General features: G+C 71.0%; 18 protein-coding genes and 1 pseudogene. 7 read left to right on the top strand and 12 right to left on the bottom strand.

The genetic code is table 11. The features are described 5' to 3' along the window. Complete coding sequence (locus tag KBY47_RS27635; RefSeq protein ID WP_210925607.1) at positions 1-1,155, bottom strand: cystathionine gamma-synthase; 1,155 nt, start codon at positions 1,153-1,155, stop codon at positions 1-3. Positions 1,156-1,287: 132 nt separating this feature from the next. On the opposite strand from KBY47_RS27635, the gene KBY47_RS27630 reads away from it, so the two are divergent. After that, the gene (locus KBY47_RS27630) at positions 1,288-2,406 is read left to right on the top strand and encodes a hypothetical protein (RefSeq protein WP_210925605.1); all 1,119 of its coding nucleotides are present in this window, start codon (positions 1,288-1,290) and stop codon (positions 2,404-2,406) included. Positions 2,407-2,430: 24 nt separating this feature from the next. Here the strand turns inward: KBY47_RS27630 and KBY47_RS27625 are convergent, their stop codons facing one another. After that, positions 2,431-4,029 (bottom strand): hypothetical protein, encoded by a 1,599-nt coding sequence (locus KBY47_RS27625; protein WP_210925603.1) that lies wholly within the window; start codon positions 4,027-4,029, stop codon positions 2,431-2,433. Between the two features lie 325 nt (positions 4,030-4,354). Between KBY47_RS27625 and KBY47_RS27620 the strand changes: the two genes are divergently transcribed. Continuing rightward, a complete protein-coding gene (locus KBY47_RS27620; protein ID WP_210925601.1) occupies positions 4,355-6,763 on the top strand; it encodes a glycoside hydrolase domain-containing protein in 2,409 nt (802 codons plus the stop codon). 38 nt (positions 6,764-6,801) lie between these two features. After that, on the top strand, positions 6,802-7,476 hold the full coding sequence (locus tag KBY47_RS27615; protein WP_210925599.1) for a M15 family metallopeptidase: 675 nt from the start codon (positions 6,802-6,804) through the stop codon (positions 7,474-7,476). 99 nt (positions 7,477-7,575) lie between these two features. Here KBY47_RS27615 and KBY47_RS27610 read toward each other — a convergent pair whose 3' ends face one another. From KBY47_RS27610 to KBY47_RS27600, 3 genes are all read right to left on the bottom strand, one after another. Beyond that, positions 7,576-7,785, bottom strand: a complete 210-nt coding sequence (locus KBY47_RS27610) for a helix-turn-helix transcriptional regulator (RefSeq protein WP_210925597.1) — start codon at positions 7,783-7,785, stop codon at positions 7,576-7,578. Further along, positions 7,785-8,282, bottom strand: coding sequence for a DUF2975 domain-containing protein (locus KBY47_RS27605; protein ID WP_210925595.1), 498 nt, complete (start codon positions 8,280-8,282; stop codon positions 7,785-7,787). The genes KBY47_RS27610 and KBY47_RS27605 overlap by 1 nt, the downstream gene beginning before the upstream one ends. Positions 8,283-8,372: 90 nt before the next feature. Then, entirely contained in the window at positions 8,373-9,413 is a 1,041-nt protein-coding gene (locus tag KBY47_RS27600) for an NAD(P)-dependent alcohol dehydrogenase (protein WP_210925593.1), read from the bottom strand. Between the two features lie 167 nt (positions 9,414-9,580). Between KBY47_RS27600 and KBY47_RS27595 the strand changes: the two genes are divergently transcribed. Then, positions 9,581-10,483 (top strand): helix-turn-helix domain-containing protein, encoded by a 903-nt coding sequence (locus KBY47_RS27595; protein ID WP_210925591.1) that lies wholly within the window; start codon positions 9,581-9,583, stop codon positions 10,481-10,483. 88 nt (positions 10,484-10,571) lie between these two features. On the opposite strand, the gene KBY47_RS27590 is transcribed toward KBY47_RS27595, so the two are convergent. From KBY47_RS27590 to KBY47_RS27575, 4 genes are all read right to left on the bottom strand, one after another. After that, positions 10,572-13,877, bottom strand: coding sequence for a S8 family serine peptidase (locus KBY47_RS27590; protein WP_308405312.1), 3,306 nt, complete (start codon positions 13,875-13,877; stop codon positions 10,572-10,574). A gap of 203 nt (positions 13,878-14,080) precedes the next feature. After that, entirely contained in the window at positions 14,081-14,758 is a 678-nt protein-coding gene (locus KBY47_RS27585) for an ABC transporter ATP-binding protein (RefSeq protein ID WP_210925587.1), read from the bottom strand. Between the two features lie 49 nt (positions 14,759-14,807). Next, the gene (locus KBY47_RS27580; protein ID WP_210925584.1) at positions 14,808-16,265 is read right to left on the bottom strand and encodes an ABC transporter permease; all 1,458 of its coding nucleotides are present in this window, start codon (positions 16,263-16,265) and stop codon (positions 14,808-14,810) included. A 134-nt stretch (positions 16,266-16,399) separates the two neighbouring features. After that, the gene (locus KBY47_RS27575) at positions 16,400-17,653 is read right to left on the bottom strand and encodes an Ig-like domain-containing protein (RefSeq protein WP_210925582.1); all 1,254 of its coding nucleotides are present in this window, start codon (positions 17,651-17,653) and stop codon (positions 16,400-16,402) included. Positions 17,654-18,081: 428 nt separating this feature from the next. Between KBY47_RS27575 and KBY47_RS27570 the strand changes: the two genes are divergently transcribed. Both KBY47_RS27570 and KBY47_RS27565 read left to right on the top strand, forming a co-directional pair. Continuing rightward, positions 18,082-18,396 (top strand): hypothetical protein, encoded by a 315-nt coding sequence (locus KBY47_RS27570; RefSeq protein WP_210925579.1) that lies wholly within the window; start codon positions 18,082-18,084, stop codon positions 18,394-18,396. A gap of 57 nt (positions 18,397-18,453) precedes the next feature. After that, the gene (locus KBY47_RS27565; protein ID WP_210925577.1) at positions 18,454-19,260 is read left to right on the top strand and encodes a hypothetical protein; all 807 of its coding nucleotides are present in this window, start codon (positions 18,454-18,456) and stop codon (positions 19,258-19,260) included. A 45-nt stretch (positions 19,261-19,305) separates the two neighbouring features. Here KBY47_RS27565 and hutH read toward each other — a convergent pair whose 3' ends face one another. The 3 genes from hutH to KBY47_RS27550 all read right to left on the bottom strand — a co-directional run bounded on the left by hutH (position 19,306) and on the right by KBY47_RS27550 (position 23,683). Continuing rightward, on the bottom strand, positions 19,306-20,844 hold the full coding sequence (gene hutH / locus KBY47_RS27560; protein ID WP_210925683.1) for a histidine ammonia-lyase: 1,539 nt from the start codon (positions 20,842-20,844) through the stop codon (positions 19,306-19,308). A gap of 78 nt (positions 20,845-20,922) precedes the next feature. After that, the gene (locus KBY47_RS27555; RefSeq protein WP_210925574.1) at positions 20,923-22,065 is read right to left on the bottom strand and encodes a GGDEF domain-containing protein; all 1,143 of its coding nucleotides are present in this window, start codon (positions 22,063-22,065) and stop codon (positions 20,923-20,925) included. An 817-nt stretch (positions 22,066-22,882) separates the two neighbouring features. Then, positions 22,883-23,683 carry an enoyl-CoA hydratase/isomerase family protein gene (locus tag KBY47_RS27550; RefSeq protein ID WP_210925572.1) on the bottom strand — a complete coding sequence of 267 codons (801 nt, stop codon included), beginning with the start codon at positions 23,681-23,683 and terminating at the stop codon, positions 22,883-22,885. 206 nt (positions 23,684-23,889) lie between these two features. On the opposite strand from KBY47_RS27550, the pseudogene KBY47_RS27545 reads away from it, so the two are divergent. Then, positions 23,890-24,507 (top strand): annotated as a pseudogene (locus KBY47_RS27545) (hypothetical protein); the annotation flags it as partial.

Genomic DNA, 24,507 nt, shown 5'->3' with positions numbered 1-24,507 from the left:
TCAGCCCAGCGCCTGCTGGAGGTCGGCCAGCAGGTCGTCGACGTTCTCGATGCCCACGGAGAGCCGCACCAGGTCCGCGGGGACCTCGAGGGCCGATCCGGCCGCCGACGCGTGCGTCATGCGTCCCGGGTGCTCGATCAGCGACTCGACACCGCCCAGGGACTCGCCGAGCGTGAACACCTTCGCCCGGTTGCAGACCTCGACGGCCGCCTCCTCGCCGCCCTCGACCCGGAAGGAGACCATGCCGCCGTACGACCGCATCTGCTTCGCGGCGACCTCGTGACCGGGGTGGTCCGGCAGCCCCGGGTACAGCACCCGCGTCACGCGCGCGTGCCGGGTGAGCATGTCGGCGACCTTGGCGGCGTTCTCGCTGTGCCGGTCCATGCGCACCGGGAGCGTCTTGACGCCGCGCAGCACCAGCCACGAGTCGAACGGTCCGGCCACCGCGCCCATCGCGTTCTGGTGGTACGCCAGCTCCTCGCCGAGCCCCTCGTCGGCGACGACCAGCGCGCCGCCCACGACGTCCGAGTGGCCGCCCATGTACTTGGTGAGGGAGTGCACGACGACGTCCGCGCCGAGCGCCAGCGGCTGCTGGAGGTAGGGCGTGGCGAAGGTGTTGTCGACGACGAGGCGGGCGCCCGCGTCCCGGCTGACCTGCGCGAGCGCGGCGATGTCGGTGATGCCGAGCAGCGGGTTGGAGGGGGTCTCCACCCAGACCGCCTTGGTCTTCGGGGTGATCGCGGCCCGTACGGCGGCCGGGTCGGAGCTGTCGGCGACCGACCACTCCACGCCCCAGCGCGAGACGACCTTGGCGAACAGCCGGAAGGTGCCGCCGTAGGCGTCGTTGGGGATGACCACGTGGTCACCGGGGCTGAGCAGCGTACGCAACAGGCAGTCCTCGGCCGCCAGTCCGGACGCGAACGCGAGACCGCGGCGGCCGCCCTCGACGGCGGCGAGGTTCTCCTCCAGCGCGGTCCTGGTCGGGTTGGCGCTGCGGCTGTACTCGTAGCCGCCGCGCAGGCCGCCGACGCCGTCCTGCTTGTAGGTCGAGACCTGGTAGATCGGGGGGACGACGGCGCCGGTGAGGGGGTCGGCGGTGTTGCCCGCGTGGATCGCGAGGGTCTCGAAGTGCTGACTGATGTGCCTGTCGCTCATGGGCACCGAGCGTAGTGCGCCCGGGGCGCGAACGGCGCCCGGCGGACACATCGGACACCGGCCGCCGGAGTTTTCCACAGGGCCGCTCGCACGGGTTGGCCAATTGTCACCGGCGTCTGGTTCGCTTGAGGCATGGAGATTCTCTGGGTCCTGATCGCGCTGGTCATGCTGGGCTTCGTGGTGCTGCCCCTCGTACGGCGCAGGCGGGGCGTGATCGAGCAGGTCCCGGCGGGCCACCCGGACGCCGCCGACCCCGCGGACTACGGCTTCGTGCGGCAGGAGGAGCTGGACGTGCGCATGCCCGGCCCCGACCAGGACCTGCTGGACGTGCTGGACCTGGTGCAGCGCTCCCAGGACTACCGCGCGGCGGCGCAGCTGCTGGCCGGCACCGAGGCGGAGGGCGAGCTGCGCTGGCAGCGCGTGCAGGCCTTCGCGGGCGCCGCGTCCCTGGAGCTGGCGCAGCGTCCGGGCGGAGTGAGCGAGCTGCCGGGCGGGCAGTGGCTGCGGAACTGGCGGACCGAGCACCCGAAGGACGCGGGCGGCGCCGCGGTGCACGCCGAGTTCCTGGTGCAGCAGGCGTGGCGGACGGCGACGCCCGGCACGGACGAGTTCCGGATCATCATGGAGGAGGCGAGGTCGGCCTGTTCCGACGCGGCGCTGCTGGCGCCCGGCGACCCGATCCCGTACATCGTCGAGCTGTCCGTGGCGCGCGGCCTGGCGTATCCCCGCCCGGAGTTCGAGCAGGTGTGGCTGAAGATCCTGGACCGCGCGCCGAACCACATGGGCGCCCATCTGGCGGCCCTGCACTACTGGTGCGAGAAGTGGCACGGCTCGCGTGAGCTGGCGACGTCGTTCGCGGAGGCCGCGGCGGCCCGGGCGCCGCAGGGTTCGCTGCTCGCGGCGATGCCGCTGTTCTCGGTCTTCGAGCACCTCCCCGAGCTGAACCTGGTCCGGGGCTTCTACCAGGGCGAGGTCGTCACCAAGGCGATCCACGGCGCCCTGCACGCGGTGCACTCGGCCCGCTCCGACGACCCGATGCTGGCGCACGTCCGCCATCTGCTGATCTTCTTCCTGGTCCGCGCCGAGCGCTGGGCGGAGGCCATGACCCAGCTCGTCCACGTCGACGGCCACGTCGGCGCCCTCCCGTGGACGCACTCCCCCGACCCGGCCGCCGAGTTCGCGGTGTACCGCGCCCTGGCGGTCGCGGGCTACGAGGCGAACGGCGGCAGCCCGGCGACACTGCGAAGCTGAGCACCGGCCCCCGGCAGCGTCCGGCTACTTCCCGGGCTGGGTGAACGTGAGCACCCTCGGCGTCAGCAGCTTGCTGCTGTCCGGGCCGCGTTCGGTGCCCGGCTTGATGTAGTTGCGCGGCCCGGCCACGAGCGTGCCGCGCAGGGCGGGGTCGCCCACCGCGGAGGGGTCGCTGCTCGAAGGCAGCATCTCGGTGGTGATGTCGGTGCAGTTCCTGGGCCAGCCGGGCATGCCCCGCAGCACCCCGCAGTCCCGGGTGAAGTAGTGCACGAAGAACTTGCCGGTGTTCCTGACCGTCTTCGCGTAGCCGTCGGCGGAACCCTTGAGGGTCGTGTCCAGCACGTTCGCCACCCCGGCCAGCATCGAGGCGTCGTTGACGGACAGCGCGCTGTAGGTCGCGTTCCCGGTCTCGGTGGCGAGCGTGTTGACCACGGCGTAGACCTCCCCCGAGTCGAGCGGGAGCGGTCGCTGCGACAGGTAGTACGCGGCATCCTGCTGGTCGCCCAGGCAGTCCATGTTGACCTCCCGGCAGTACGGCCCGGTCCACCCGTACTCCTCCACCGGGTCGACCAACCGCGTGGAGTCCGGCAGTGGCCGCGTGCAGTCCTTGGCCTTCAGGTGCGTCGTGGTGCGGATCCGGTCGCACACGGCGCTGACCAGGTTCCCCAGGTCGCCCGCCAGGTGGGTCTCGCTGTCGGCCGTCCGCTCGGCGAAGGTGAGCGGACCGTAACGCTGGACGGGACCCGCCGAGGCGGGGGCGCGCACGCGCATCACCGTCAGCGGGGGGTCGCGCCGCCACTCGGCCGCCGCCTCCTCCTGGCCGGCGTCGGGAAGGGCGTAGCGGAACGCCGTCAGGAAGTCGGGGGTGTTCCTGCCCATGCCCAGCGGCCCGATCTGGCCGCTGCTGTCGCGGTCGGGGATCTGCTCGGTGAAGATGTCCCGGCCCGGAACGCCCTGGGCCTGTAGGGCCCTGCGCACGGCGCGGTCGGTGGTGGCGCTCGGGGTGACGATGAAGTACCGGCTCTTCTCGAAGGAGTAGCCCGACTGCCGTTCCATGACCACGTTGTTCACGATGTCCCCGAGCGCCGAGACGCTCTGGGTCCGCTCCGACCGCTTGTCGCCGGGTGGGACGGTGTCGAAGAGGAAGTGCATGGGCACGTCGAGTTCGCGCTCCCACTTGAGGTAGTCACTGGTCCGCCAGCGGCCGTGCTGGCTGAACTCCCAGGTCTGCAGGCCCATGTAGCGGCCCGGAGGCGGCATCTTGCCGTAGATCACGAGCGCGTCCCGGGGGTCGAGCCGGTACGTCGAGGTGTAGCCGGGTTTCGTCCGCCCGAAGGCGTTGGTCAGGGCCGGATCGACGTACTCGTCCGGCCAGCTCTTCACCACGGGGACCACGTACGGGGCGGCGGGGTTGTTGGCGTAGCAGTTCCTCAGTTTCGGGTAGGTGTAGTCCTCGCAGTCCTGCTCGGTGTAGAGCTTCGGGTATCCGGGGCTGACCTCGAACCCGTCCTTGCGCAGGTCAGCGACGAGCCCGGCGGTGATCGTGCCGCCGGTCGGCTCCGACCGGGCGCCGGCACGGTGCTCACCGCACCCGGCCACGGCGACGAGCATCACGCTTGTCAACGACCACCACATTCTCGGCGCGATACGGCCCACGAGCGTCTCTCCCAGTCAACACGGTGCCGTGAGGCGCGGCCCGCCCCGTCGTCGGTGCGCTCCGCCCAACGCAAGCACTCTTGGTATACACGCGGTCACCTGAGGTGATGTGCGGGGCAACCGGGGTGGTCCGGCCGGGCGAGCCGCACCCGCGGCGGCCGTCGTCCGCGTGAGCAACTCCCTTGCGCCAAGGGACGGAACGAAGAGTTCCGGTTCATACACTTCCCGCCACGGTGCCGGAGCCGAGGTGTCTCCGGCGCTGTGCCATGTTCTTGAGCGGAAGGTGACAGCTGTGGCGGATGAGCAGGTCCTCAGAGCCCAGAAATGGGTGAACTCCACTTACGGCAACGTCTCCGGGTACGTGCGCTGCCCCGAGGACGGCCGGACCGGCTGGTCCACCATGAACTCGCTGATCATGGGGCTCCAGCACGAGCTGGGCATCAGCCCGGTCGTCGCCTCCTTCGGCCCCACCACCGCCTCCAGGTTCGCCGCGCTCGGCGACATAGGCTTCGGCTGGGACGCCAACCGGAACATCGTCGCCGTCCTGGAGTACGGCCTGTGGTGCAAGGGCTACTGGGCCGTCGAGCCCGGCAGTGAGGGCTGGTACACCGGTGTCACCCGCGCCGCCGTCGAACAGCTGCGCGACAACATGGGCATCGGCGGCGAGGGCGTCATCAACGCCAAGATCGCCAAGGCGATCCTCAACATGGACGCGTACGTCGTCGTCGCGGGCGGCAGCGACAAGATCCGCAGCATCCAGCGGTGGCTCAACGGCCGCTACTGGACCCGCAGCGAGTTCAACATCGGCCCCTGCGACGGCATCTACTCCCGCGACGTCCAGAAGTCGCTGATGTACGGCATCCAGTACGAGCTGGGCCTCACCCCGACCGGCAACTTCGGCCCCGGCACCCAGGCCGGGCTGAAGGCCAACACGGTCGGCCCCGGCTCCTCCGGCATCTTCATGCAGTTCTTCTCCGCGGGCTGCGTCTTCAACGAGCCGACGCCCGGTGCCGGTACCCCGCGCGCCAGCTTCACCAGCTCCTGGAACAGCGACATCCAGAACTGGGTGAAGGACTTCCAGGCCTTCAGCAAGCTGACCGTCACCGAACGCGGCGACTACCAGACCTGGGCCCAGCTCCTGGTCTCCATGGGCGACCCGGACCGCCCCGCGACCGGCAGCGACACCCGCTTCGAGATCACCGCCTCCCGCGCCAAGTGGCTGTACGACAACGGCTACCGCGTCGTCGGCCGCTACATCTACGACCCGCCCGGCTCCACCCTCGACAAGGAGATCAAGCCGGGCGAGCTGGCCACCATCTTCGGCGCCGGTCTGAAGGTCTTCCCGATCTACCAGGACAACGCCCGCCAGCTGTCCGACTTCACCTACTCACAGGGCTACCAGCACGCCCTCAACGCCCACCAGCTGGCCTCCAACTACAAGTTCAACCGCGGCACCACCATCTACTTCGCGGTCGACTACGACGCCACCCAGGACGAGATCGACGGCCACCCCTACGGCATCGTCACCTACTTCCACGGCGTACAGGCCGGGCTCGCCAGCCAGGGCAAGAAGTACAACCACGGCGTCTACGGGTCCCGCAACGTCTGCATCAACGTCACGGAGAAGACGTTCGCCCGGCACTCCTTCGTCTCCGGCATGTCCTGGGGCTTCTCCGGCAACCTCGGCTTCCCGCTGCCGGGGAACTGGTCGTTCAACCAGATCAAGGAGTTCCAGGTCGTCAACGGCTCGGACACCTTCGACCTGGACCGCGACGTCGTCTCCGGCTCCGACCCCGGCGTCTCCTCGGTCGACGACCAGGCGGGCCCGGCGGACGACTTCATCAACTACGTCAGCAGGCTGTACAGCCTCGCCGGTTCGTACGGCGCCACCGGGACCCGGCGCAGCCAGCTCGTCATGGAGTACATCCGCCACCGGGCCTACGGCGACTGGCAGTGGAAGATCCTGATCGGCGGCTACGACGAGGACTTCGTCGAGTACGCCAACTCCAACGGCATGTCGGTGAAGAAGTCCTTCACCGACCCGTTCACCGGATACTCGCTCGGCGCCGAGCACATGATGGCCACGGCCAACGCCCACGTCCTCATCGACCACCCCGGCGACCTCGGCGAGGCCAACGGCGGCGACGTCGGCGGCTGGGCGGGCGACTTCATGACCTTCTGGTCCGACTGGCGCCACTCCGAGGAGGAGTACGCCAACCCGCTCGACTTCTGCCACGCCAAGCTCGCCGTCCCGGGCGTCTCCTCCTCCTTCGGCTTCACCGACCTCATCGAGGACGCCGACGGCTACCTCCTCGCCCGCGCGGTCCGCGGCGGCACCAACATCCTCGACGCGGTCCGCAACCACTACCAGGGCGGCGGTGGCCTGCGCCGCTTCAACGACTACTTCACCAAGCGCTGGGGCACCTCCACCACCTGCAAGAACTCGGCCAACTACGCCCTGTGCGGCACCGAGGCGAAGATCATGGCGGCCCAGCTCGGCCTGATCACCAAGAGCGGCGCCGTGCTCCCGAACGACTACAAGCTCCTCCCGGGCGGCACGGACAAGGTCAACAACTTCTGCCAGGGCTTCGTCGACGCGCTCAACGCCCGGCGCGGCATGGAGAGCCGTATGGCCACCCAGTACAAGACCAACCACGAGCGGTTCCTGCGCGACGCGCGTGCGCGCGCCCAGCGCCGTTGACGGCCAGGCCCGACCTCGAAACGAAAGGAACCCCGGTCATGATCAGGACCGCTCTGTCCCGGCGCAGCTTCGTCGGTGCCTCCGCCGGCGTGGTCGGCGCGCTCAGTCTCACCACGGTCGGCGAGGCCGCGGCAGCCCCCGCCTCGGCCCCCGCGGCCGGCCGCAGCTGGACCAAGGACCGGTCCGCGAACGGCTGGGAGGTCCTTGCGACCGCCACGTCGTTCCGCATCGAGGGCAGCGGCTACCGCGTCCAGCTCGCGGAAGGGGATGCCGCGACCGTCCTGCTGCACGTGGCGAGACGTTTCAACTACGAGATCGACCAGCTGCGTTCCGGGGACGTCCACGGCTGGTCCGACGACCGCGAGGTCGCGGCGGACTACGAGTCCAACCACCTGTCCGGCACCGCCGTCGCGATCCGCCCGCTGGCCTACCCGGTCGGCTCGCGGGGGAACCTGTACCCCAACGAGCTGGTCGTGGTCCGGGACATCCTCACCGAAATGGACGGCGTGGTCGTCTGGGGCGGCGACTTCGCCACGCCGAAGGAGTCGCACTTCGAGATCGCCGTCCCGCCCGGCCACCCGCGTCTCAAGGGCGTCGCCCGCAAGATCCGCGGCTGGGAGGCGGGGCCGGGCAACGAGGGCGCCGGGGCGGTCGACGCCTTCGACGCCAAGCGCCGCAGCGCGGCCCGCGCCTTCCAGCGCCGGACCGGGTGACGGGCTGAGGCGGCCTCCGAGCGACGGGGCCCGGGTGCGGCGGTCGCGTCCGGGTCCCGCCCCCGCACCGCGGCCGGGCCCCGCGTCCGCACGCCCGCCCTACTCCTCCGCCTCCCACCGCAGCAGGTCCCCCGGCTGGCACTCCAGCACCTCGCACAGCGCGGCCAGCGTGGTGAAGCGGACCGCCTTGGCGCGGCCGTTCTTCAGGACGGCCAGGTTGGCGGGGGTGATGCCGACGCGTTCGGCGAGTTCCCCGACGGAGATCTTGCGCTTGGCCATCATCACGTCGATGTCGACGACGATCGCCATCAGATGACCTCCGCCAGCTCGGCCCGCATCCGCGCCGCCTCGAGGTCGCGGTCGACGGCCTGGGCGAGCAGCATCCGCAGCACCAGGACGATCAGCGCGACGCCGAACGGTCCCAGGGAGAGCCCGCAGACCAGCAGGACCACGCCGGGCGCGACCCCCTCACCGGGCGCGAGGACGACGGCGAGGGAGAACACCACGAGCGCGGCGGCCACGAAGGCGCCGATGACGACATGGACGTAGCGGAAGGCCTGGTGGGAGAAGACGGTCCCGCGTCGCACCATCGTCACCAGCCGCCATACGGCGATCAGGACGGCCTGCGCGGTCATGACCCCGAGGACGACGATGACCAGGACGGGGACGCGCAGATGCGCCACGTCCTCGTCGAGCCCCTCCATGTCGATGGCCAGCAGCGGCACCATCACCGTCTGCACGAACAGCGACCCGGCCAGCAGCGCCACCAGTACGGCACGCAACGCGAGCACCGTCAGTCTTCCCATCGCCCCTCACCCTCCATGTCACCAATCGCCCTACGATGGAAATCTATCGAAAGTCGATAGGCTCGGCAAGTGAGGGTACGGCAGCGTGCGTCAGATCGTCGCCGCGTCGATCACGAACCGGTACCGCACATCGCTCGCCAGCACCCGCTCGTACGCGTCGTTGACCTGGTCCGCGCGGATCACCTCGATGTCGGCGCCGATGCCGTGCGCCGCGCAGAAGTCGAGCATCTCCTGGGTCTCCCGGATGCCGCCGATGCTGGACCCGGCGAGGGTCTTGCGGCCGCCGATCACGGAGAAGAGGTTGAGCGAGACCGGCTCCTCCGGGGCGCCCACGTTCACCAGGGCACCGTCCGTCCGCAGCAGCGAGAGGTAGGCGCCGAAGTCGAGCGGGGCCGAGACGGTGGAGACGATCAGGTCGAAACGGCCCGCGAGCGCCCGGAACGTCTCGGGGTCGCTGGTCGCGTGGTAGTGGTCGGCGCCCAGCCGCAGCCCGTCGTCCTTCTTGCGCAGGGACTGCGACAGCACCGTCACCTCCGCGCCCAGCGCGTGCGCCAGCTTCACGGCCATGTGGCCGAGACCGCCCAGACCGACGACCGCGACCTTCTTGCCGGGTCCCGCCTGCCAGTGGCGCAGCGGGGAGTAGGTGGTGATGCCCGCGCAGAGCAGCGGCGCGGCCTCGTCGAGGGCGAGACCGTCGGGGACGCGGACGACGAAGTTCTCGTCGACGACGATCTTCTCGGAGTAGCCGCCGTAGGTGGGCCGCCCGTCCTTGCCGACGCCGTTGTACGTCATCACGTTGCCGCCGGTGCAGTACTGCTCGAGACCGGCCCGGCAGTTGTCGCACTCCCGGCAGGAGTCGACCATGCAGCCGACGCCCACGCGGTCACCGACGGCGAACCGGGTCACGCCGGGGCCGACCTCGGAGACCACGCCCGCGATCTCATGGCCCGGGACCATCGGGAAGATGGCCTCGCCCCAGCCCTCCCGTACCTGGTGGATGTCGGAGTGGCAGATTCCGGCGTACTTGATGTCGATCAGCACATCGTGCTCGCCCACCGCACGGCGCTCGATCGTGGTCCGCTCCAGCGGAGCCTTGGCGGCGGGGGCGGCGTAGGCGGCGACAGAGGTCATGCCGAGGTTCTCCTTGGGAAAGGCAGATCAGGATGTCCGCCCACCAGCCTGCTCGGCCGTCCCCGATTCACCCAGGCCACCGTTGTGCCTACGTTCGCTGTGCCTACCACTGGCAGGGTCAGGCTCACAGTCGTACGACCAGCGGCCCGCCCGGAATACTGAAGGGCATGGACCAGCAGCCCTCCACCCCCGAGTCCGGCGGCGGCGCCCTCGACCGGCGTGCCGAGCTGAGCGAGTTCCTGCGCACCCGGCGCGCCCGGCTGAAGCCGGCGGACGTAGGACTGCCGGACCACGGACGGTACCGGCGGGTGCCGGGGCTGCGCCGGGAGGAGCTGGCTCAGCTGGCGGGGGTGTCGGTGGCGTACTACACCCGGCTGGAACAGGGCACCGGGCGGAACGTGTCGGCGGCGGTGCTGGACGCGATCGCGCGGGCGCTGCGGCTGACCGAGGCCGAGCACGCGCACCTCACGCATCTGGTCCGGCCCGGGCAGCTCAAGCGGCGGCAGGCGGGGCGGACCCAGCAGGTGCGGGTGGCGCTGCGGCAGCTGCTGGACACCATCGACAACGTTCCGGCGTACGTCGTCGGGCGGCGCTCGGACATCCTCGCCTGGAACCGGATGGCCGACGCCGTCTTCGGGGACTGGTCGGGGCTGCCCGCGCAGGAGCGGAACTGGGCACGGCTGGTGTTCCTGCGGCCCGACTACCGGGACCTGTTCGTGCCGTGGGAGCAGAAGGCCACCGACATCGTGGCCTATCTCCGGATGGACGCGGGCTGCCACCCGGACGATCCGCGGCTGTCGGCGCTGGTGGGCGAGCTGTCCGTGAAGAGCGAGGAGTTCCGGCGGCTGTGGGCCACCCATGACGTCAAGGAGAAGAGCCATGGCACGAAGGCCATGCGGCACCCGGTGGTCGGGGAGCTGAACCTCCTCTTCGAGACCTTCCGGCTGGCCGACGACACCGAGCAGTCGCTGGTCGTCTACCACGCCGAACCCGGCTCACCGTCGGCGGAGGCGCTGCGGCTGCTGGCCAGTTGGAGCGCCGACGCGTCCCGGGCGGGCGCCTCCACCTAGGGCCTGGGCGCACGGCGGAGGGCCCCGCGGAAGCTCAGCCTCCGCGGGGCCCTCGGGGCGGGTCAGCAGCGTGCTGCCGACGTCCCGGTCACTTGCCGAAGTAGGCGTTGTAGATCGTGACCGCCGACGTGTTGCCCTTCTTGTCGGTGACCTTGGCGCGGTACGAGATCGCCTTGCCCTTGCCCGGGTTCTTCACCTTGATCTTGCCGCTCTTGACGGTGACCTTCTTCCAGGTCTTGCCGGTGTCGTAGGACACGTACACCGCCAGCGACTTCAGGTTGGAGCCCTTGGCCGCGCCCTCGACGGTGACCGGGACGGTGGCCGTGCGGCCGGCCGTCACCTTGCTGTCGAGGGTGGTGTTGGCGCCGAAGCGGACCGTGGAGGCCGGGAGCCGGACGATGTCGGCGCTCGACTTCTTGGAGCGGAAGGTGAAGCTGGCGTCGATCCGCGTGGAGGCGGCGGCCAGCTTGGTGCTCCGCTTGACCGAGGTGGTCAGCTTGTACTGGGCGTCACCGGACGGCACCTTGAACGACTCCTCGCCGAAGAGCGGGTCGTCGTTGGTGCCGACCTTGGTGCCGTTGCGGTACAGGGACGTCTTCGCCGAGGTGAACAGCGACGAGCCCGCGTGCTTGGAGCTGTCGGCGAACAGCGGGACCAGGCCGTAGATCTCGTTGCCCTCGCGGAACAGGCCGTAGTCCGTGTTCAGCGTGGGCCCGAAGACCGCACGGTTGAAGTTGGTGGAGTACGTCTTGCCCGCCGTGTACTTCTTCGGGTCGCCGCCCGAGTAGTACGCCTCGGTGACCGGGATGCCCTGCGCGTCCTTCTTGCCGAGCTGGTAGAAGTCGAACGACCAGCGGATGCCGCCGACGGTCGACAGGTACACGGTGCGCTTGGTGGGCAGCTTGCGCTCGATCTCCGCGCCGAAGACGAAGTCCTCGGGGAAGACGCCCCAGGGGGCGAGCGCGCCGGTCTTGCCGGAGGCGGCGGCGCCGAGGCCCGCCTTCACCGTGGCGAGTTCGCTCTTCTTGAAGTGCCGCACCTTGTTGCCGACGATCTTCTTCACCGTGGCGGTCGTGGCGACGTCGTACTCGGTGCCCGACCCCTTGGTGAACTGGCCGCTCCAGGTCTGGGTGAGACCGCTCGGGATCTCCGGACCGAGGTGGGCCATGCGCAGGTCGGCGAAGGAGCCCGCGCCGAAGCCGAAGCCGCCCGCCCGGTCGTAGTAGTAGCTGATCATCGCGAAGTTCGACTTGGCCGAGGTGTCCGGCACCCGGATGTCCGCCGCCTTCGTCTTACGGGCGTCGATGGTCACCGAGGTGTTCTTGGTGACGCTCAGCTTCGGCTGGACCACCCAGTCCAGGCCGCCCTTGAGGTCGACGAAGTCCTTGGCGATCCAGGCGTCCAGCAGGTAGGTGCCCTTGGGCACCCGCAGCGTGGTGACGCCGGACTCCACCGGCGGCACCTGGTAGCCGCGGTCCGCGCCGAGGCCCGAGTAGCCCAGCAGCGCGGTGTTGTAGGCGTCGGTCGGCTGGCCGTCCCGGCCGATGTGCTTGACCTTGACGTCGTACGACTCCACCTCACGGTTGACGGCCGCGGCGGTGCGCACGCTCTGGCCGCCGCCCGTCGCCGTCACGTACGCCGAGTAGAACCCGTCGAGCGTGCCGCCCAGCTTGGTGTTGACGGTCATGTCCACGGAGGCCTTGCCGCCCGCCGGGACCGTCACCGTGGTCGCGCCCAGCGCGAAGAAGCCCGCCGGGGCCGCGGCACCCTTGGGGTCGGTCGCCTTCACCGCGAGGTTCAGGGTCACGTCGGTGGTGCCGAGGTTGCGGTACGTCAGTTCCTTGGTGACCGGCGTGTCGTCGGTGTGCGGCCACTGCTGCACCCCGAAGCTCACCGACACCGGGTCGGCGATCACGGTCTGCTTGAGCGCCTTGTCGACCTGGATGCGGCCGGAGCCCTGCTGGAACGGCGTGTACGCGCCGCCCTTCGCGGACCCGGTCAGCGCGCCCTTCAGCTCGGTGTACGACCAGTCCGGGTGCTGCTGCTTGAGGATCGCGGCGGCGCCCGCGACATGCGGGGTCGCCATCGACGTACCGTCGATGGTCAGGTAACCGGCGGGCGACTCGCCGACCTCCTGGGCGATGAGGCTGCCCTTGGCCGAGGCGGCGGTGATCTCCACGCCCGGCGCGGTGACGTCCGGCTTGATCGCGCCGTCCCCGGCGCGCGGGCCGGTGCTGGAGAAGCCGGCCAGCTTGTCCTTGTCGTTGACGGCGCCGACGGTGAGCGCGGCGTCGGCGGTGCCGGGCGAACCAACCGTCTCGGGGCCGGAGTTGCCCGCCGCGATGGCGAACAGCACGCCCTTCTCGGCGGACAGCTTGTTGACCGCCGCCTCCAGCGGGTCGATCTCCGGGGTGTCGAAGCCGCCGAGGCTCATGTTGATGACGTCGGCGCCCTGCGCGGCCGCCCACTCCATCCCGGCGAGGATGCCGGAGTCGTCGCCGAAGCCCTCGTCGTCCAGCACCTTGCCGTTGAGGATGCTGGCGCCGGGCGCCACGCCCTTGAACTTGCCGCCCGACTTGGCGCCCGTACCGGCCGCGATGGACGCGACATGGGTGCCGTGGCCGAACTTGTCGGTGGCGTTGGCAGCGGTGGTGAAGTTCTTCGAGGCGGTGACCTGCGTCTTCAGGTCCGGGTGGGTGGTGTCCACGCCGGTGTCCAGGACGGCGATCTTCACGCCCTTGCCGTCGTAACCGGCCTCCCACGCCTTGGGGGCGCCGATCTGCGGCACGGACTTGTCGAGGGTGACCTTGCGGACACCGTCCAGCCAGACGTGCGCGACGCCGGAGGCGGTCTTCTCCCCGTTGGTGAGGGCGTCCCACAGCTGCGGGGCTTCCTCGTGCGGGGTCTGCACCGCGTCCGCGTTCAGGGACTTCAGGGTGCGGCGCAGGGTGCCCGCGTCGCGGACGTCCTCCTTGGCCGCGGTGGCGGCGCCCTTGTAGCCGACGATGACCTTCAGGGCGTTCTTCTGTCCCTTGCGGGCCTGGGCCTTGCTCAGTTCGGTCACGTCGAACAGCCGCTGGTCCAGCTTGCCGGTGGCGACCAGGCGGGCCGCGTCGGCGGGTATCACCAGGGTGCGGCCGTCCACCTTGCGGACCTGCACGGGTATGTGCTCACGCCCGTCGGCCCGGTCCAGGCCGACGACGCGTCCCTTGGCGTCCACGGTGACCCGGTCGCCGGTGATCAGCGTGACGCGCTGCTTGGCCGAGATCCCGGCAGCGCCGGTCGCGCGCTGCTCCGCCCCGTCGGTGGGCTTCGCCGACGCCGGGCTGGTCAGGCCCGCGGCGAGGGCGACGGTGGCTGCCGTGGCTACGGCGGCGACACCGACTCTCTTCACTTGTGTGCGCAAAACTCCCCCTGGGAGATGAGGTCCCGGATGAATTCCCCTTCACCCGGCCGAGGGAGTTATCGCACGCATTAGCGTCCGCCCCCCGGAATACGCAGTATGCCGGGGGGTGATCAGCGACCTCAATAGAACACTCGGCCACAACTCGGCTTCTATGACATGACTGTTACACGGTCAGCTCATAGGCCATCAGTTCACGCGTTCTCCCTGATGGAGATCCGCCCCTTCCTGATGGTGGCCAGCCGCGGCGCCTTCCGCGCGATCGCCGAGTCATGGGTGACCATCACGAAGGTGAGCCCGTGCTCCTTCCACATGGACTCCAGTACGTCCATGATCTCGTCGCGCATCGACTCGTCGAGGTTGCCGGTGGGTTCGTCGGCCAGCAGCACCTTCGGCCGCTTCACCAGCGCCCGTGCGATCGCCACGCGCTGCTGCTGGCCCCCGGACATCTCGCCCGGCAGATGCCCGAGCCGCTCCCCGAGCCCTACCGACCGCAGCGCCTCGGCGGCCCGCTCCCGCCGGTCCTTCGCCTTCACCCCGAGGGGTACGAGGGCGGTCTCGACGTTCTCCTGGGCGGTCAGCGTCGGGATGAGGTTGAAGCTCTGGAAGACGAAGCCGATGCTCTCGCTGCGCACCCGGGTGAGCCGGGCCTCGGGCAGCCTGGCCAGGTCGGTCCCGTCCAGCACCACTTCACCGGAGGTGGGCCGGTCCAGGCCCCCGAGCATCTGGAGCAGCGTGGACTTCCCTCCTCCGGTCGGGCCCTGGATGACCAGCCGGTCGCCGTCGGGGATGGTCAGGTCGATGCCGTCCAGGGCGTGGACGGTTTCCTTGCCGCGCGTGTAGCGCTTGGTGACGGCCTTGAGTTCGTACATGGGGACTACAACTCCTGTCGGTGCGGTGGGGGTCGGCTGCGCGCTGCGGCTACTCGACGCGCCGCAGCGCGTCCGCCGGGCGCAGCCGCGAGGCCCGCCAGCCGCCGAAGGCCCCCGCGATGAGCCCGCCGGCCACGGCGAGACCCACCGCGAGACCGATGGTCGCCACGCTGACCGGCGCCGTCAGGGCGACCTCCAGCGTGCGGGACGCGGCCTCCCGCATCGGCCCGCCGCCGCCCATGCCCCCGGGACCGCCCGTGCCGCCACCGGTACCCAACTGGGCCTGGAGCGTGGGGCTCACCGCCGTCACCGCGTAGGCGCCCGCGAGGCCCAGCGCGATGCCGAGGACACCGCCGACCAGCCCGTTGACCACGGCCTCGCCGACGACCTGCCGGGTCACCCGGCCCGACCGCCAGCCCAGCGCCTTGAGCGTGCCGAACTCGCGGACCCGGCGGGAGACCGCCGAGGAGGTGAGCAGCCCGGCGACCAGGAACGCGGCGACGAGCACCACGACCGACAGCCACTTGCCGACGCTGGTGGCGAGGGAGGAGGCCGTGGAGAGGGAGCCGGAGACGGTGTCGGCGAGGTCGGCGGAGGTCGTCACCGTCGTACCGGAGATGTTCTTCTGGATCTCCGACTTGACGCTGTCGATCTGCTGCGAGTCGGTCGCCTGGACGTAGATCGTGGTGACCTTGTTCTTGGAGTCGCTGAGGGTCTGGGCCTGCTTCAGCGGGATGTAGAGGTTGGCCGCCGAGTCGCCGCTGTCGGCGGTGGCGACGCCGACGACCTCGAACTTCACGTCCTTGATCTTGACGGTGGAGCCGACCTTCAGCTCCTTCTCCTCCGCGTACGCCGAGTCGACGACGGCGACCTCGGCATTGGTCTCGGAGGACTTGAAGGTACGGCCGCTGGTGATCTTGGAGGAGGTCAGCGGGCCGAGCGCGGGCTCGGTGACGTCGGTGCCGTAGACCGAGTAGTTGTTGACGTCGAAGTCGGCGCCGCCGCCCATCACCTCGCCGCCGGGCGCTCCGGTGCCGCCACCCGGGCCGCCGCCCTGCTGCTCGCCGCCGCTGCCGTCCTGCTGGAACTGGCCCCGGGTGAACTGGCCGCTGACCTTGATGACCTGGAGGCTCAGCCCGCCGACCGCGTCGGAGACGCCGTTCTGCTCGGCGACCTCGCCCACGGTCGAGGAGGACAGCGTCTGGAAGCCCTGGACCATGACACGGTCGGTGCTCTGCTCCTCGTCGGAGTCGCTGTCCTGCGCGTCGAACCGGAAGCGGGGCCGTTCGGTGTCCCCCTCGGTGGGCGCGCTGGCCGCCTTGGTGACGGTCATGTCGGTGCCCAGGCCGTAGAGCGACTCGAGGACCTTGTCCTGGGCCTTGCCCATGCCGGAGGACACGGAGTTGACCACGATGACCAGCGCGATGCCCAGCGCGAGTCCGGAGGCGACGACGAGGGCCGCCTTTCTGCGGCGGCGCAGTTCGCGCCTCAGGTAGGTGAAGAACATGCGCCGCAAGCTAGGGAGGCACCCTGATGAAGGGATAAGGCTGGGATAAGAGGACGATGAGAAGGCTTGCGAGGCCCGGAAAAACGTGAATGCCGCCCCGAAGGGCGGCATTCACGACGGCTGCTGGAGAAGCGTCAGACGGCGGAGCCCGCCTTCCACTGGTCCCAGCTCATGTTCCAGCCGTTGAGTCCGTTGTCCGGCGCGACGGTCTTGTCGCCGGTGTTCTGGACGACGACCACGTCACCGACCATCGAGTTGTTGTAGAACCAGGCACCCGGCGTGTTCGGGTCGTCGGCGCCCTTCTTGTCCTGGAGGCCGACACAGCCGTGGCTGGTGTTGACGTTGCCGAAGACCGACGGGTCGCCCCAGTAGTTGCCGTGGATGAAGGTGCCGGAGGTGGTCAGGCGCATGGCGTGCGGCACGTCCTTGATGTCGTACTCGCCCTTGCCGTCGTCGTCGGTGAAGCCGACCGTCGCGCCGTTCATCCGGGTCTCCTCGAACTTCTCGGAGATCACCATCTGGCCTTCGTACGTCTTGTTCTCGGGGGCGCCCGCGGAGATCGGGATGGTCTTGACGACCTTGCCGTCCTGGGTGACCTTCATCTGCTTCGTCTGGGCGTCGACGATGGTGACCTGGTTGCGGCCGATGGTGAAGGAGACCTTCTTCTGCTGGACGCCGTAGACACCCTCGGCGCCCTCGACGCCGTCGAGCGCCAGCTCCAGCGTGACGGTGGAGCCCTCCTGCCAGTACTGGTCGGGGCGGCAGTCCATGCGGTTGGCGTTGAACCAGTGGCAGGCGACCTCCTGGCCGCTGCTGGTGGTGACGGTGACGCCCTTCTGGACCTCGGCCTTGTTGGTGATCGCCTTGTCGAAGTTGATCGACACGGGCATCCCGACACCGACGGTGGAGCCGTCCTCCGGCGTGAAGTAGCCGAGGAAGCTGTTGTCCGGGGAGACCGTGGTGAAGGAGGCGTTCTCGTGGGCGGCGCGGCCCTCGGAGTCCTCGGCGGTCACCGAGATCTTGTAGGTGGTGGAGCGCTCCAGCTGACCGCTGGGCTTCCAGCTCGTCTTGTCGGCGGATATCTCGCCCTCGACGGCGGCGCCGTCGGCGGTCTGCATGGTGACCTCCGTGAGCGTGCCCTTGCTCACGGTGACGGCGGCGGAGTTGTTGATGGAGGCGTTGGCCGAACCGTCCTTCGGCGTGATCTTGATCTGCGCCTCGGAGGTCTTGGCGGCGGCCGCCTCGTCGACCTTGGCGGCCGAGGTCTCGTTGCCCCCGCCCGCGGCGTCGTCGCCGCCGTCGTCGCCGGAGCACGCCGAGAGCACCAGCACCCCGCCGAGCAGGGCGGACGCGACCGTCAGGCCCCGGCGCCGCCTACTGTTCGTCATCACACGCTTCTCCATCGTTACCGAATCCCCAAAACCCCGGAGTCCCCGTCAAGAACTTTCAACGCTACGACCGGTTCGTCCCGTTCCACATACGCGCGATGTGTGGGGCACGCCACGTCCCGTCGCTGCGGGACGGCGCCTGGTCGGTCACTGCGTCCCATGAGACGACAAAACCGCCGGTCGCGGTTCCCTCCATGGTCACGATTTCCCCAAGGCTCATCGCTCAATCCGCCCCCGGGCGGACGCTGTGACATGCGTGACGCCCCGCCCGAACCCAGGGAGAAATCCCGACAAACACCAACCGAACCCACGTTTTCCACCATGGCCCGTACGGCCCTTGCCTCCCGTGGCTTTCCCATGACCCCGGCCTTTCATTAGCATCGGGCCACACGGCCAATTCGCCAGTGCCACAAGGGGATCGATATTCCGTGTCATCCGCTCGCCGCCCGTTGCTGACCGCCACCGCCGCAGGCACCCTGCTGGGAGCCCTGTGGTTCGTCCCCTCCGCGAACGCGACGGGATCCGCCGACGCGACAGGAGAGGCCCCGGCCAGACAGCAGCCCGCGGCCACGCAGACGACACAGGCCAGGGCCGCCTCGGTGACCACCTCGGAGACCGGCACCCGGCTCGCCGACACCGGCAGCTTCGACAGCACCCCCTACGTGGTCGGCGGCACGCTCTGCCTCACCCTGGGCGCCGGATTCGTGGTGTATTCGGTGCGTCGCGAGCGGCTCGGGCTGTAACTGCCCGAAAATTCGGTCGATTTGACGTGCCCTTGACCTCATCCTCATAGTCCGCTCATGAAGAGATCATCGGGTGCGCGACTGGGCGCCACGGCCGTCGTGAGCGTGCTGTCGCTCGCCCTTGTCACGGGCTGCTCGGACAGCGGAGCGACGGGCGACGCCAAGGACTCCGGCTCCGGGTCGGAGACGCAGGCCGCCAAGGCGCTCGGCGCGGCCGAGCTGAAGAAGCTGATCCTCGCTCAGGGCGATGTCGAGGGTTACAAGATCGAGCCGGTCGACGACACCTTCGCTGGCTCCAAGGACGACATGCAGGCGGACGCGAAGTGCCTGCCGATCGCCCATGTCATGAGCGGTCTCGCGCCGGGCGAGCCGACGGCGGAGACCAACCGCATGGCCACCGAGGACAAGGAGCCGGCCGACGCGGCCTCCCAGTCCCTGGAGGATCTGGGCGAGGCCGCGTTCGAGGACGCCTTCACCAGCGTGCTGAACGTCGACATGACGATCGTCACGCTCTCCTCCTACGACGGTGAGGGCGCCGGGGAGACGATGAAGTCCGTCTCCGACGCGGTCGAGGGCTGCGCGGACGGCTTCTCCGCCGCCTCGGACGGCGAGGACGCCAAGATCACCAAGGTGGAGTCCGAGGACGCCTCGGGCAGCGGCGACGAGTCGGTGGCGTTCGCCGTGACCGCCGAGATGGACGAGACCGAGGGCGAACCGGCCACCGTGCACGCCCAGGTGGTCCGGCACGGCAGCACCATCGCGACGTACTACACGCTGAACCTCGGCGCGATGATGTCCGGCGGCGAGGAGGTCTACGAGGTCCCCGCCGCGGTGATCGACGCCCAGGCCGCCAAGCTCAAGTGACCTGCGGGCGGGGCCCGGTGTGCCATCGCGCCCCGCCCGTCCGCCTCACCGCAGCGGCCCGGTCACCGTCTCCACCGCCGCGACCAGGTGCCCGCCCCGCACGAACGCGTCCGCCGCCGCGAGGTCGGGCGCCAGGAACCGGTCCGGGCCGGGCCCGCCCACCCCCGCCTCCCGTACGGCGTCCAGGACGGCCCGGGTCGCCGGGGCCGGGGTCAGCCCCTCGCGCAGTTCGACGGCGCGGGTGGCGGCGTACATCTCGATGGCGATGACCCGGGTGAGGTTGTCGACGGCCGTGCGCAGCTTGCGCGCCGCCGACCAGCCCATCGACACATGGTCCTCCTGCATCGCGGAGGACGGGATCGAGTCCACCGACGCCGGTACGGCCAGCCGCTTCAACTCGCTGACCAGCGCCGCCTGCGTGTACTGGGCGATCATCAGCCCGGAGTCGACGCCCGGGTCGTCGGCGAGGAACGGCGGCAGACCGTGACTGCGGTTCTTGTCCAGCAGCCGGTCGGTGCGCCGCTCGGCGATGGAGGCCAGATCGGCGGCGGCGACGGCCAGGAAGTCCAGGACGTAACCGACCGGGGCGCCGTGGAAGTTCCCGTTGGACTCCACCCTGCCGTCCGGCAGTACGACGGGATTGTCGACGGCCGACGCCAGCTCCCGCTCCGCGACCAGCCGGGCGTGCGCGAGGGTGTCCCGTCCGGCACCGGCGACCTGCGGGGCGCACCGCACCGAGTAGGCGTCCTGCACCCGGGGCGCGTCGTCCTGGTGGTGCCCGGTCAGGCCCGAACCCTTCAGCACGGCGAGCATGTTGGCGGCGCTGGCGGCCTGCCCGGGGTGCGGGCGGATGGCGTGCAGCTCGGGGGCGAGGACCTTGTCCGTGCCGAGCAGGGCCTCCAGGGAGAGGGCCGCGGTGACGTCGGCGGACTTGTAGAGGGTGTCCAGGTCGGCGAGGGCCATGAGCAGCATGCCGAGCATGCCGTCGGTGCCGTTGAGGAGGGCGAGGCCCTCCTTCTCGCGCAGCTCGACGGGGGCGATGCCGTGCGCCGCAAGCAGTTCGGCGGCGGGCCGTACGACCCCGTCCGGACCCTCGGCCTCCCCCTCCCCCATCAGGGTCAGGGCGCAGTGCGAGAGCGGGGCGAGGTCGCCGGAGCAGCCGAGTGAGCCGTACTCGTGCACGACCGGGGTGATACCGGCGTTCAGCACCTCGGCCATGGTCCGCGCGACCTCGGGGCGCACGCCGGTGTGCCCGGAGCAGACCGTCTTCAGCCGCAGGAACATCAGCGCGCGGACGACCTCGCGCTCGACCGGCGCCCCCATCCCGGCGGCGTGCGAGCGGACGATGTTGCGCTGGAGCCGGGCCCGCAACTCCTGGCTGATGTGCCGGGTCGCGAGGGCGCCGAAGCCGGTGGAGACGCCGTAGACGGGCTCGGGCTTGGCCGCCAGCGCGTCGACGATCTCGCGGGCCGCGGCGAGGGCGGCCAGCGTCTCCTCGGACAGTTCGACCCGGGCGCCGCCGCGCGCCACGGCGAGCACGTCGGACGCGGTCGTCCCGGAGGTCCCCACCACCACAGTGTGCATATCCATATTCAGGAGCGTACGCAGTGAATCCTACGATGTCACGAGTGGGGACCGTCCCCGCCCCTTACACGGCCCGGCTCAGCCACGCCCCCGGAACCGCCGCCGCTCCGGACCCGCCTCGTCGGCGGGGGTGTCGGCGAGCCGTACGACGGGATCGTCCGGCCCCTCCCGGCCCGCGACGACCGGCCGGGCGGACCGCTCGGCCTTGGCCCGGTACTGGGCGGCGTCCGCCAGCCGGAACAGACGGCGGGCGCTGCGCACCGGCCCGATCGGCTCCTCGGTGGACGCCACCCCGCACGCGACCCCGTCCCCCAGCTCCAGCTCGGCGGCGCGGCGGCACAGCTCGTCGGCCACCTTCACCACGTCGTCGGCGGGCGGGCCGACCGCGAGCAGGCAGAACTCGTCCCCGCCGAGCCGGGCCACGAGCGCGCCCGGCAGCATGGCGCCGCACAGCGACAGCACCGAGCCGAACCGTTCCAGCAGCCGGTCGCCCACGGCGTGCCCGAAGGTGTCGTTGACCCGCTTCAGCCCGTTCACATCGCAGACCACCAAGCTGACGACGACGCCCTCCTCGCGGTACCGCTCGATCGCCTCGTCGAGGCGCATGTCCACGCAGCGGCGGTTGGCGAGACCGGTGAGGGAGTCGGTGAAGGCCAGCCGCCGGGCCTCCTCCAGCAGCTCGGTCTGGGTCAGCCCCGCGGCGGCGACGGCGGCCAGCACGGTCGCGAAGTCGGCGTCGGCCCGGTCGAAGACGGCCGCGCCGACCGGACGGGCGACATACAGCTCACCCCAGGCCCGGCCGTGCAGCACCACCGGCGCCACCACACAGCACCCGCGGCCCCGGCGGCGCAGCGCGGCGACCCGCTGGTGGCAGTACCCGGGCCGTCCGGCCGCCGTGCCCTCGGCGGTCTCCACCCAGGCGTTGGGCTCACCGCCCGCCGCCCACTGCTCGTGCAGGAACTCGGTGATCTCGGCGAACTGGTGCACCGGGTACGCCTCGTCCTCCGGGAACTCCAGCTCGCCCGCGGCCCGCTCCCCCACGTTCACCAGCACCCGCAGCCGCCCCAGCTCCCGCTCCCACACCGACAACGCCGCGAAGCTCCCGTCCAGCGCCCGGCACGCCCCGAGCGCCGCCGCCCGCCACGACTCCCGCGGAGTGCGCGCCGAGGCCATCCCCTGCGCCAACGCCACGACATCCGCGAGCCGCTTGTCGTCACCCATCCCCCCAGGCTAGGGATGTTCGACGCAAAGCGGGACATTGATGGGCCGAGCGGGGTGGCAGGCCCGGACGCGCTCTGCGCACCTCGTCGGGACGGACGCGTACGGGTACGGCAGCACGGCCGCCCGCACCTGGGCGAGCCGCCGCACCCGCGCACTGCGCCCAGCTCGGCATCCGGGATCAACGTGTACGGGTCAGCCGGCGCCACCCGGACCGTTGCGAGCAGCCGCACCCGCACACCGGCCACGCCCCGCTCGGCGCCCGGACCGCCCCGCAGCCGGGATCAGCGCCTACGACTCGGCCAGCACCACCCGCGCCGGGACGAGCTGCCGCACCCACGCAACCGACTGCGCCCAGCTCCGCGTCCGGGCCGCACGGTAGCTCCGGGTCGGGTTTCACTGGCCGCTGCGGAAAGCGGTCGTGGGGCGCCGCTCACCGCGGACGGCCGGACGGCTCAAACAGCCCGGACGGCTCGGGCTCGGACGGCCAGCACCACCCACGCCGGGACGAGCTGCCGCACCCACGCAACCGACTGCGCCCAGCTCCGCGTCCGGGCCGCACGGTAGCTCCGGGTCGGGGCAGTGGCCGCTGCGGAAAGGGGTCGTGGGGGCGCCGCTCACCGCGGACGGCCGGACGGCTCGGACGGCTCAGACAGCCCGGACGGCCCGGACGGCTCGGGCTCCGACGGCCCAGACGGCCCCGGCTCAGACGGCTCAGACCGCCCGGGCTCCGACGGCTCAGACGGCTAGGACGGCTAGGTGCGGGCCCGGTCGGTCGCGGCGCCGGGGCCGGGGCCGGGGCCGCTGGTGGTGGCTTCCCTCACTCCCCCGGCCACACCGGCTTGCGCTTCTCGTTGAACGCCGCGACGCCCTCCGCGCGGTCCCCCGAGAACGCCACCGACCGCCAGGCCGCGTCCTCCACCTCCAGCCCCGCCCGCAGGTCAAGCCCCTGCCCCAGCCGCAGCGCCCGCTTGGCCGCGCGCAACCCCACCGGCGAGTTCCCGGCGATCCGGGACGCCAGCGCGAGCGCCTCCTCCCGGTCCCGGCCCTCCTCGACCAGCTCGTCCACCAGCCCCAGCTCCCGCGCCTCCGCCGCCTCCAGGCGCCGCGCGCTGAAGATCAGCTCGGCGGCACGCGCCGCCCCCACCCGCCGCGGCAGCAACTGCGTACCGCCACCGCCCGGAATGACCCCGACGGACACCTCGGGCAGCCCCACCACCGCCGTACGGTCGGCGACGATCACATCGCAGGACAGCGCCAGCTCAAAACCGCCCCCGAGCGCGAAGCCGTGCACCGCCGCGATCGCCGGTACGGGCAGCTCCAGCACCGCCGTGTACGCGGCCCGCGCCACCGGCCGCTGCCGTACCAGCTCCGCGTCGCTGAAGGAGTTGCGCTCCTTCAGGTCCGCGCCGACACAGAACGCCCGCTCGTGCGTCGAGGTCAGCACGACCACCCGGACGTCCCGGTCCGCCCCCAGGGCCGCGCAGGCGGCGGTGACGGACCGCGCCATCTCGGTCGACACGGCGTTCATGGCCTTGGGCCGGTCCAGGGCCAGCTCCGCGACATACCCCTCGCCGTGCCGACGCACCACCACGAACTCGCCGAACCGCTCCTCGCTCACAGCACCCTCCGGTTAACGCGTGTTAACAAAGTCCACCTCGATCATCGCAGCCCCGCCCCGCCGGGAGAAGACCGGACACCGACCCCATGCCCGACCACCCGTTCGAGTGACATCCACCCCGACCACGCCCCCACGCCGACACCAGCGCGTAGCGTGCGCACCGCGACGGCGCATCGGGGGCGCGAGCGCATCGGGGAGGGGCTGCGGTGATCACGGACAGCACGACGAAGCCGAACGGGGCGGCCAGGGCCAAGAGGGCCGACGGAACCGCCGCCGACGCAACCGGGGTGACCGAGACCGCCGGGGCCGACGGGACCGCCGAGGGCAACGAGGCCGCCGCCGACGCCCACGAGACCACACGGGTCACCGAACCAACGGAGATCACCGGAACCAAGCAGGCGAACGACACCCAAGCCCACACACCCGGGCCAACCGAAACCGCGGGAGCCGGCAACCCCGCCAGAGCCACCCTGGCCCCCGGCACGCCCGGCGCCACTCCCACGCCCAGCGCCACCCCCACGCCCCGCCCGACCAGCCCGCCCGGCCCGACCACCCCCGCCGACAAGCACGACCCCGACCGCCCCCGCTTCCGCCTCCGGGGCCGTCACCGCCGTACCCGCCCCCACCGCCTGTGGCTTGTCGCCGCCGCCCTCGCCCTCGCCGCGGGCGTGCTGAGCCTCGTACAGCTCGCCCCCGACCCCGGCGTCGGCGGTCCCGCCACCGCGCGCCCCGAGCCCCGCCGCACACTCCCGGCGACGCCCCCGGCCCTCACCACGGCCCCCGGGGACAAGCCCGAGACGGCCCCCGAACCGCACCACCCGAAC

The sequence above is a fragment of the Streptomyces sp. B93 genome, assembly GCF_018070565.1.
Classification (GTDB): Bacteria; Actinomycetota; Actinomycetes; order Streptomycetales; family Streptomycetaceae; genus Streptomyces.
Note: the sequence above shows the minus strand (reverse complement) of the source record. Positions and strands in the feature narration are given on the sequence as shown.

Excerpts from the sequence above, each read along its gene's own strand:
- KBY47_RS27635 (WP_210925607.1), bottom strand. The coding sequence starts at position 1,155 with ATGAGCGACAGGCACATCAGTCAGCACTTCGAGACCCTCGCGATCCAC.
- KBY47_RS27630 (WP_210925605.1), top strand. The coding sequence starts at position 1,288 with ATGGAGATTCTCTGGGTCCTGATCGCGCTGGTCATGCTGGGCTTCGTG.
- KBY47_RS27615 (WP_210925599.1), top strand. The coding sequence starts at position 6,802 with ATGATCAGGACCGCTCTGTCCCGGCGCAGCTTCGTCGGTGCCTCCGCC.
- KBY47_RS27610 (WP_210925597.1), bottom strand. The coding sequence starts at position 7,785 with ATGGCGATCGTCGTCGACATCGACGTGATGATGGCCAAGCGCAAGATC.
- KBY47_RS27605 (WP_210925595.1), bottom strand. The coding sequence starts at position 8,282 with ATGGGAAGACTGACGGTGCTCGCGTTGCGTGCCGTACTGGTGGCGCTG.
- KBY47_RS27600 (WP_210925593.1), bottom strand. The coding sequence starts at position 9,413 with ATGACCTCTGTCGCCGCCTACGCCGCCCCCGCCGCCAAGGCTCCGCTG.
- KBY47_RS27595 (WP_210925591.1), top strand. The coding sequence starts at position 9,581 with ATGGACCAGCAGCCCTCCACCCCCGAGTCCGGCGGCGGCGCCCTCGAC.
- KBY47_RS27585 (WP_210925587.1), bottom strand. The coding sequence starts at position 14,758 with ATGTACGAACTCAAGGCCGTCACCAAGCGCTACACGCGCGGCAAGGAA.
- KBY47_RS27580 (WP_210925584.1), bottom strand. The coding sequence starts at position 16,265 with ATGTTCTTCACCTACCTGAGGCGCGAACTGCGCCGCCGCAGAAAGGCG.
- KBY47_RS27575 (WP_210925582.1), bottom strand. The coding sequence starts at position 17,653 with ATGACGAACAGTAGGCGGCGCCGGGGCCTGACGGTCGCGTCCGCCCTG.
- KBY47_RS27565 (WP_210925577.1), top strand. The coding sequence starts at position 18,454 with ATGAAGAGATCATCGGGTGCGCGACTGGGCGCCACGGCCGTCGTGAGC.
- hutH (WP_210925683.1), bottom strand. The coding sequence starts at position 20,844 with ATGCACACTGTGGTGGTGGGGACCTCCGGGACGACCGCGTCCGACGTG.
- KBY47_RS27555 (WP_210925574.1), bottom strand. The coding sequence starts at position 22,065 with ATGGGTGACGACAAGCGGCTCGCGGATGTCGTGGCGTTGGCGCAGGGG.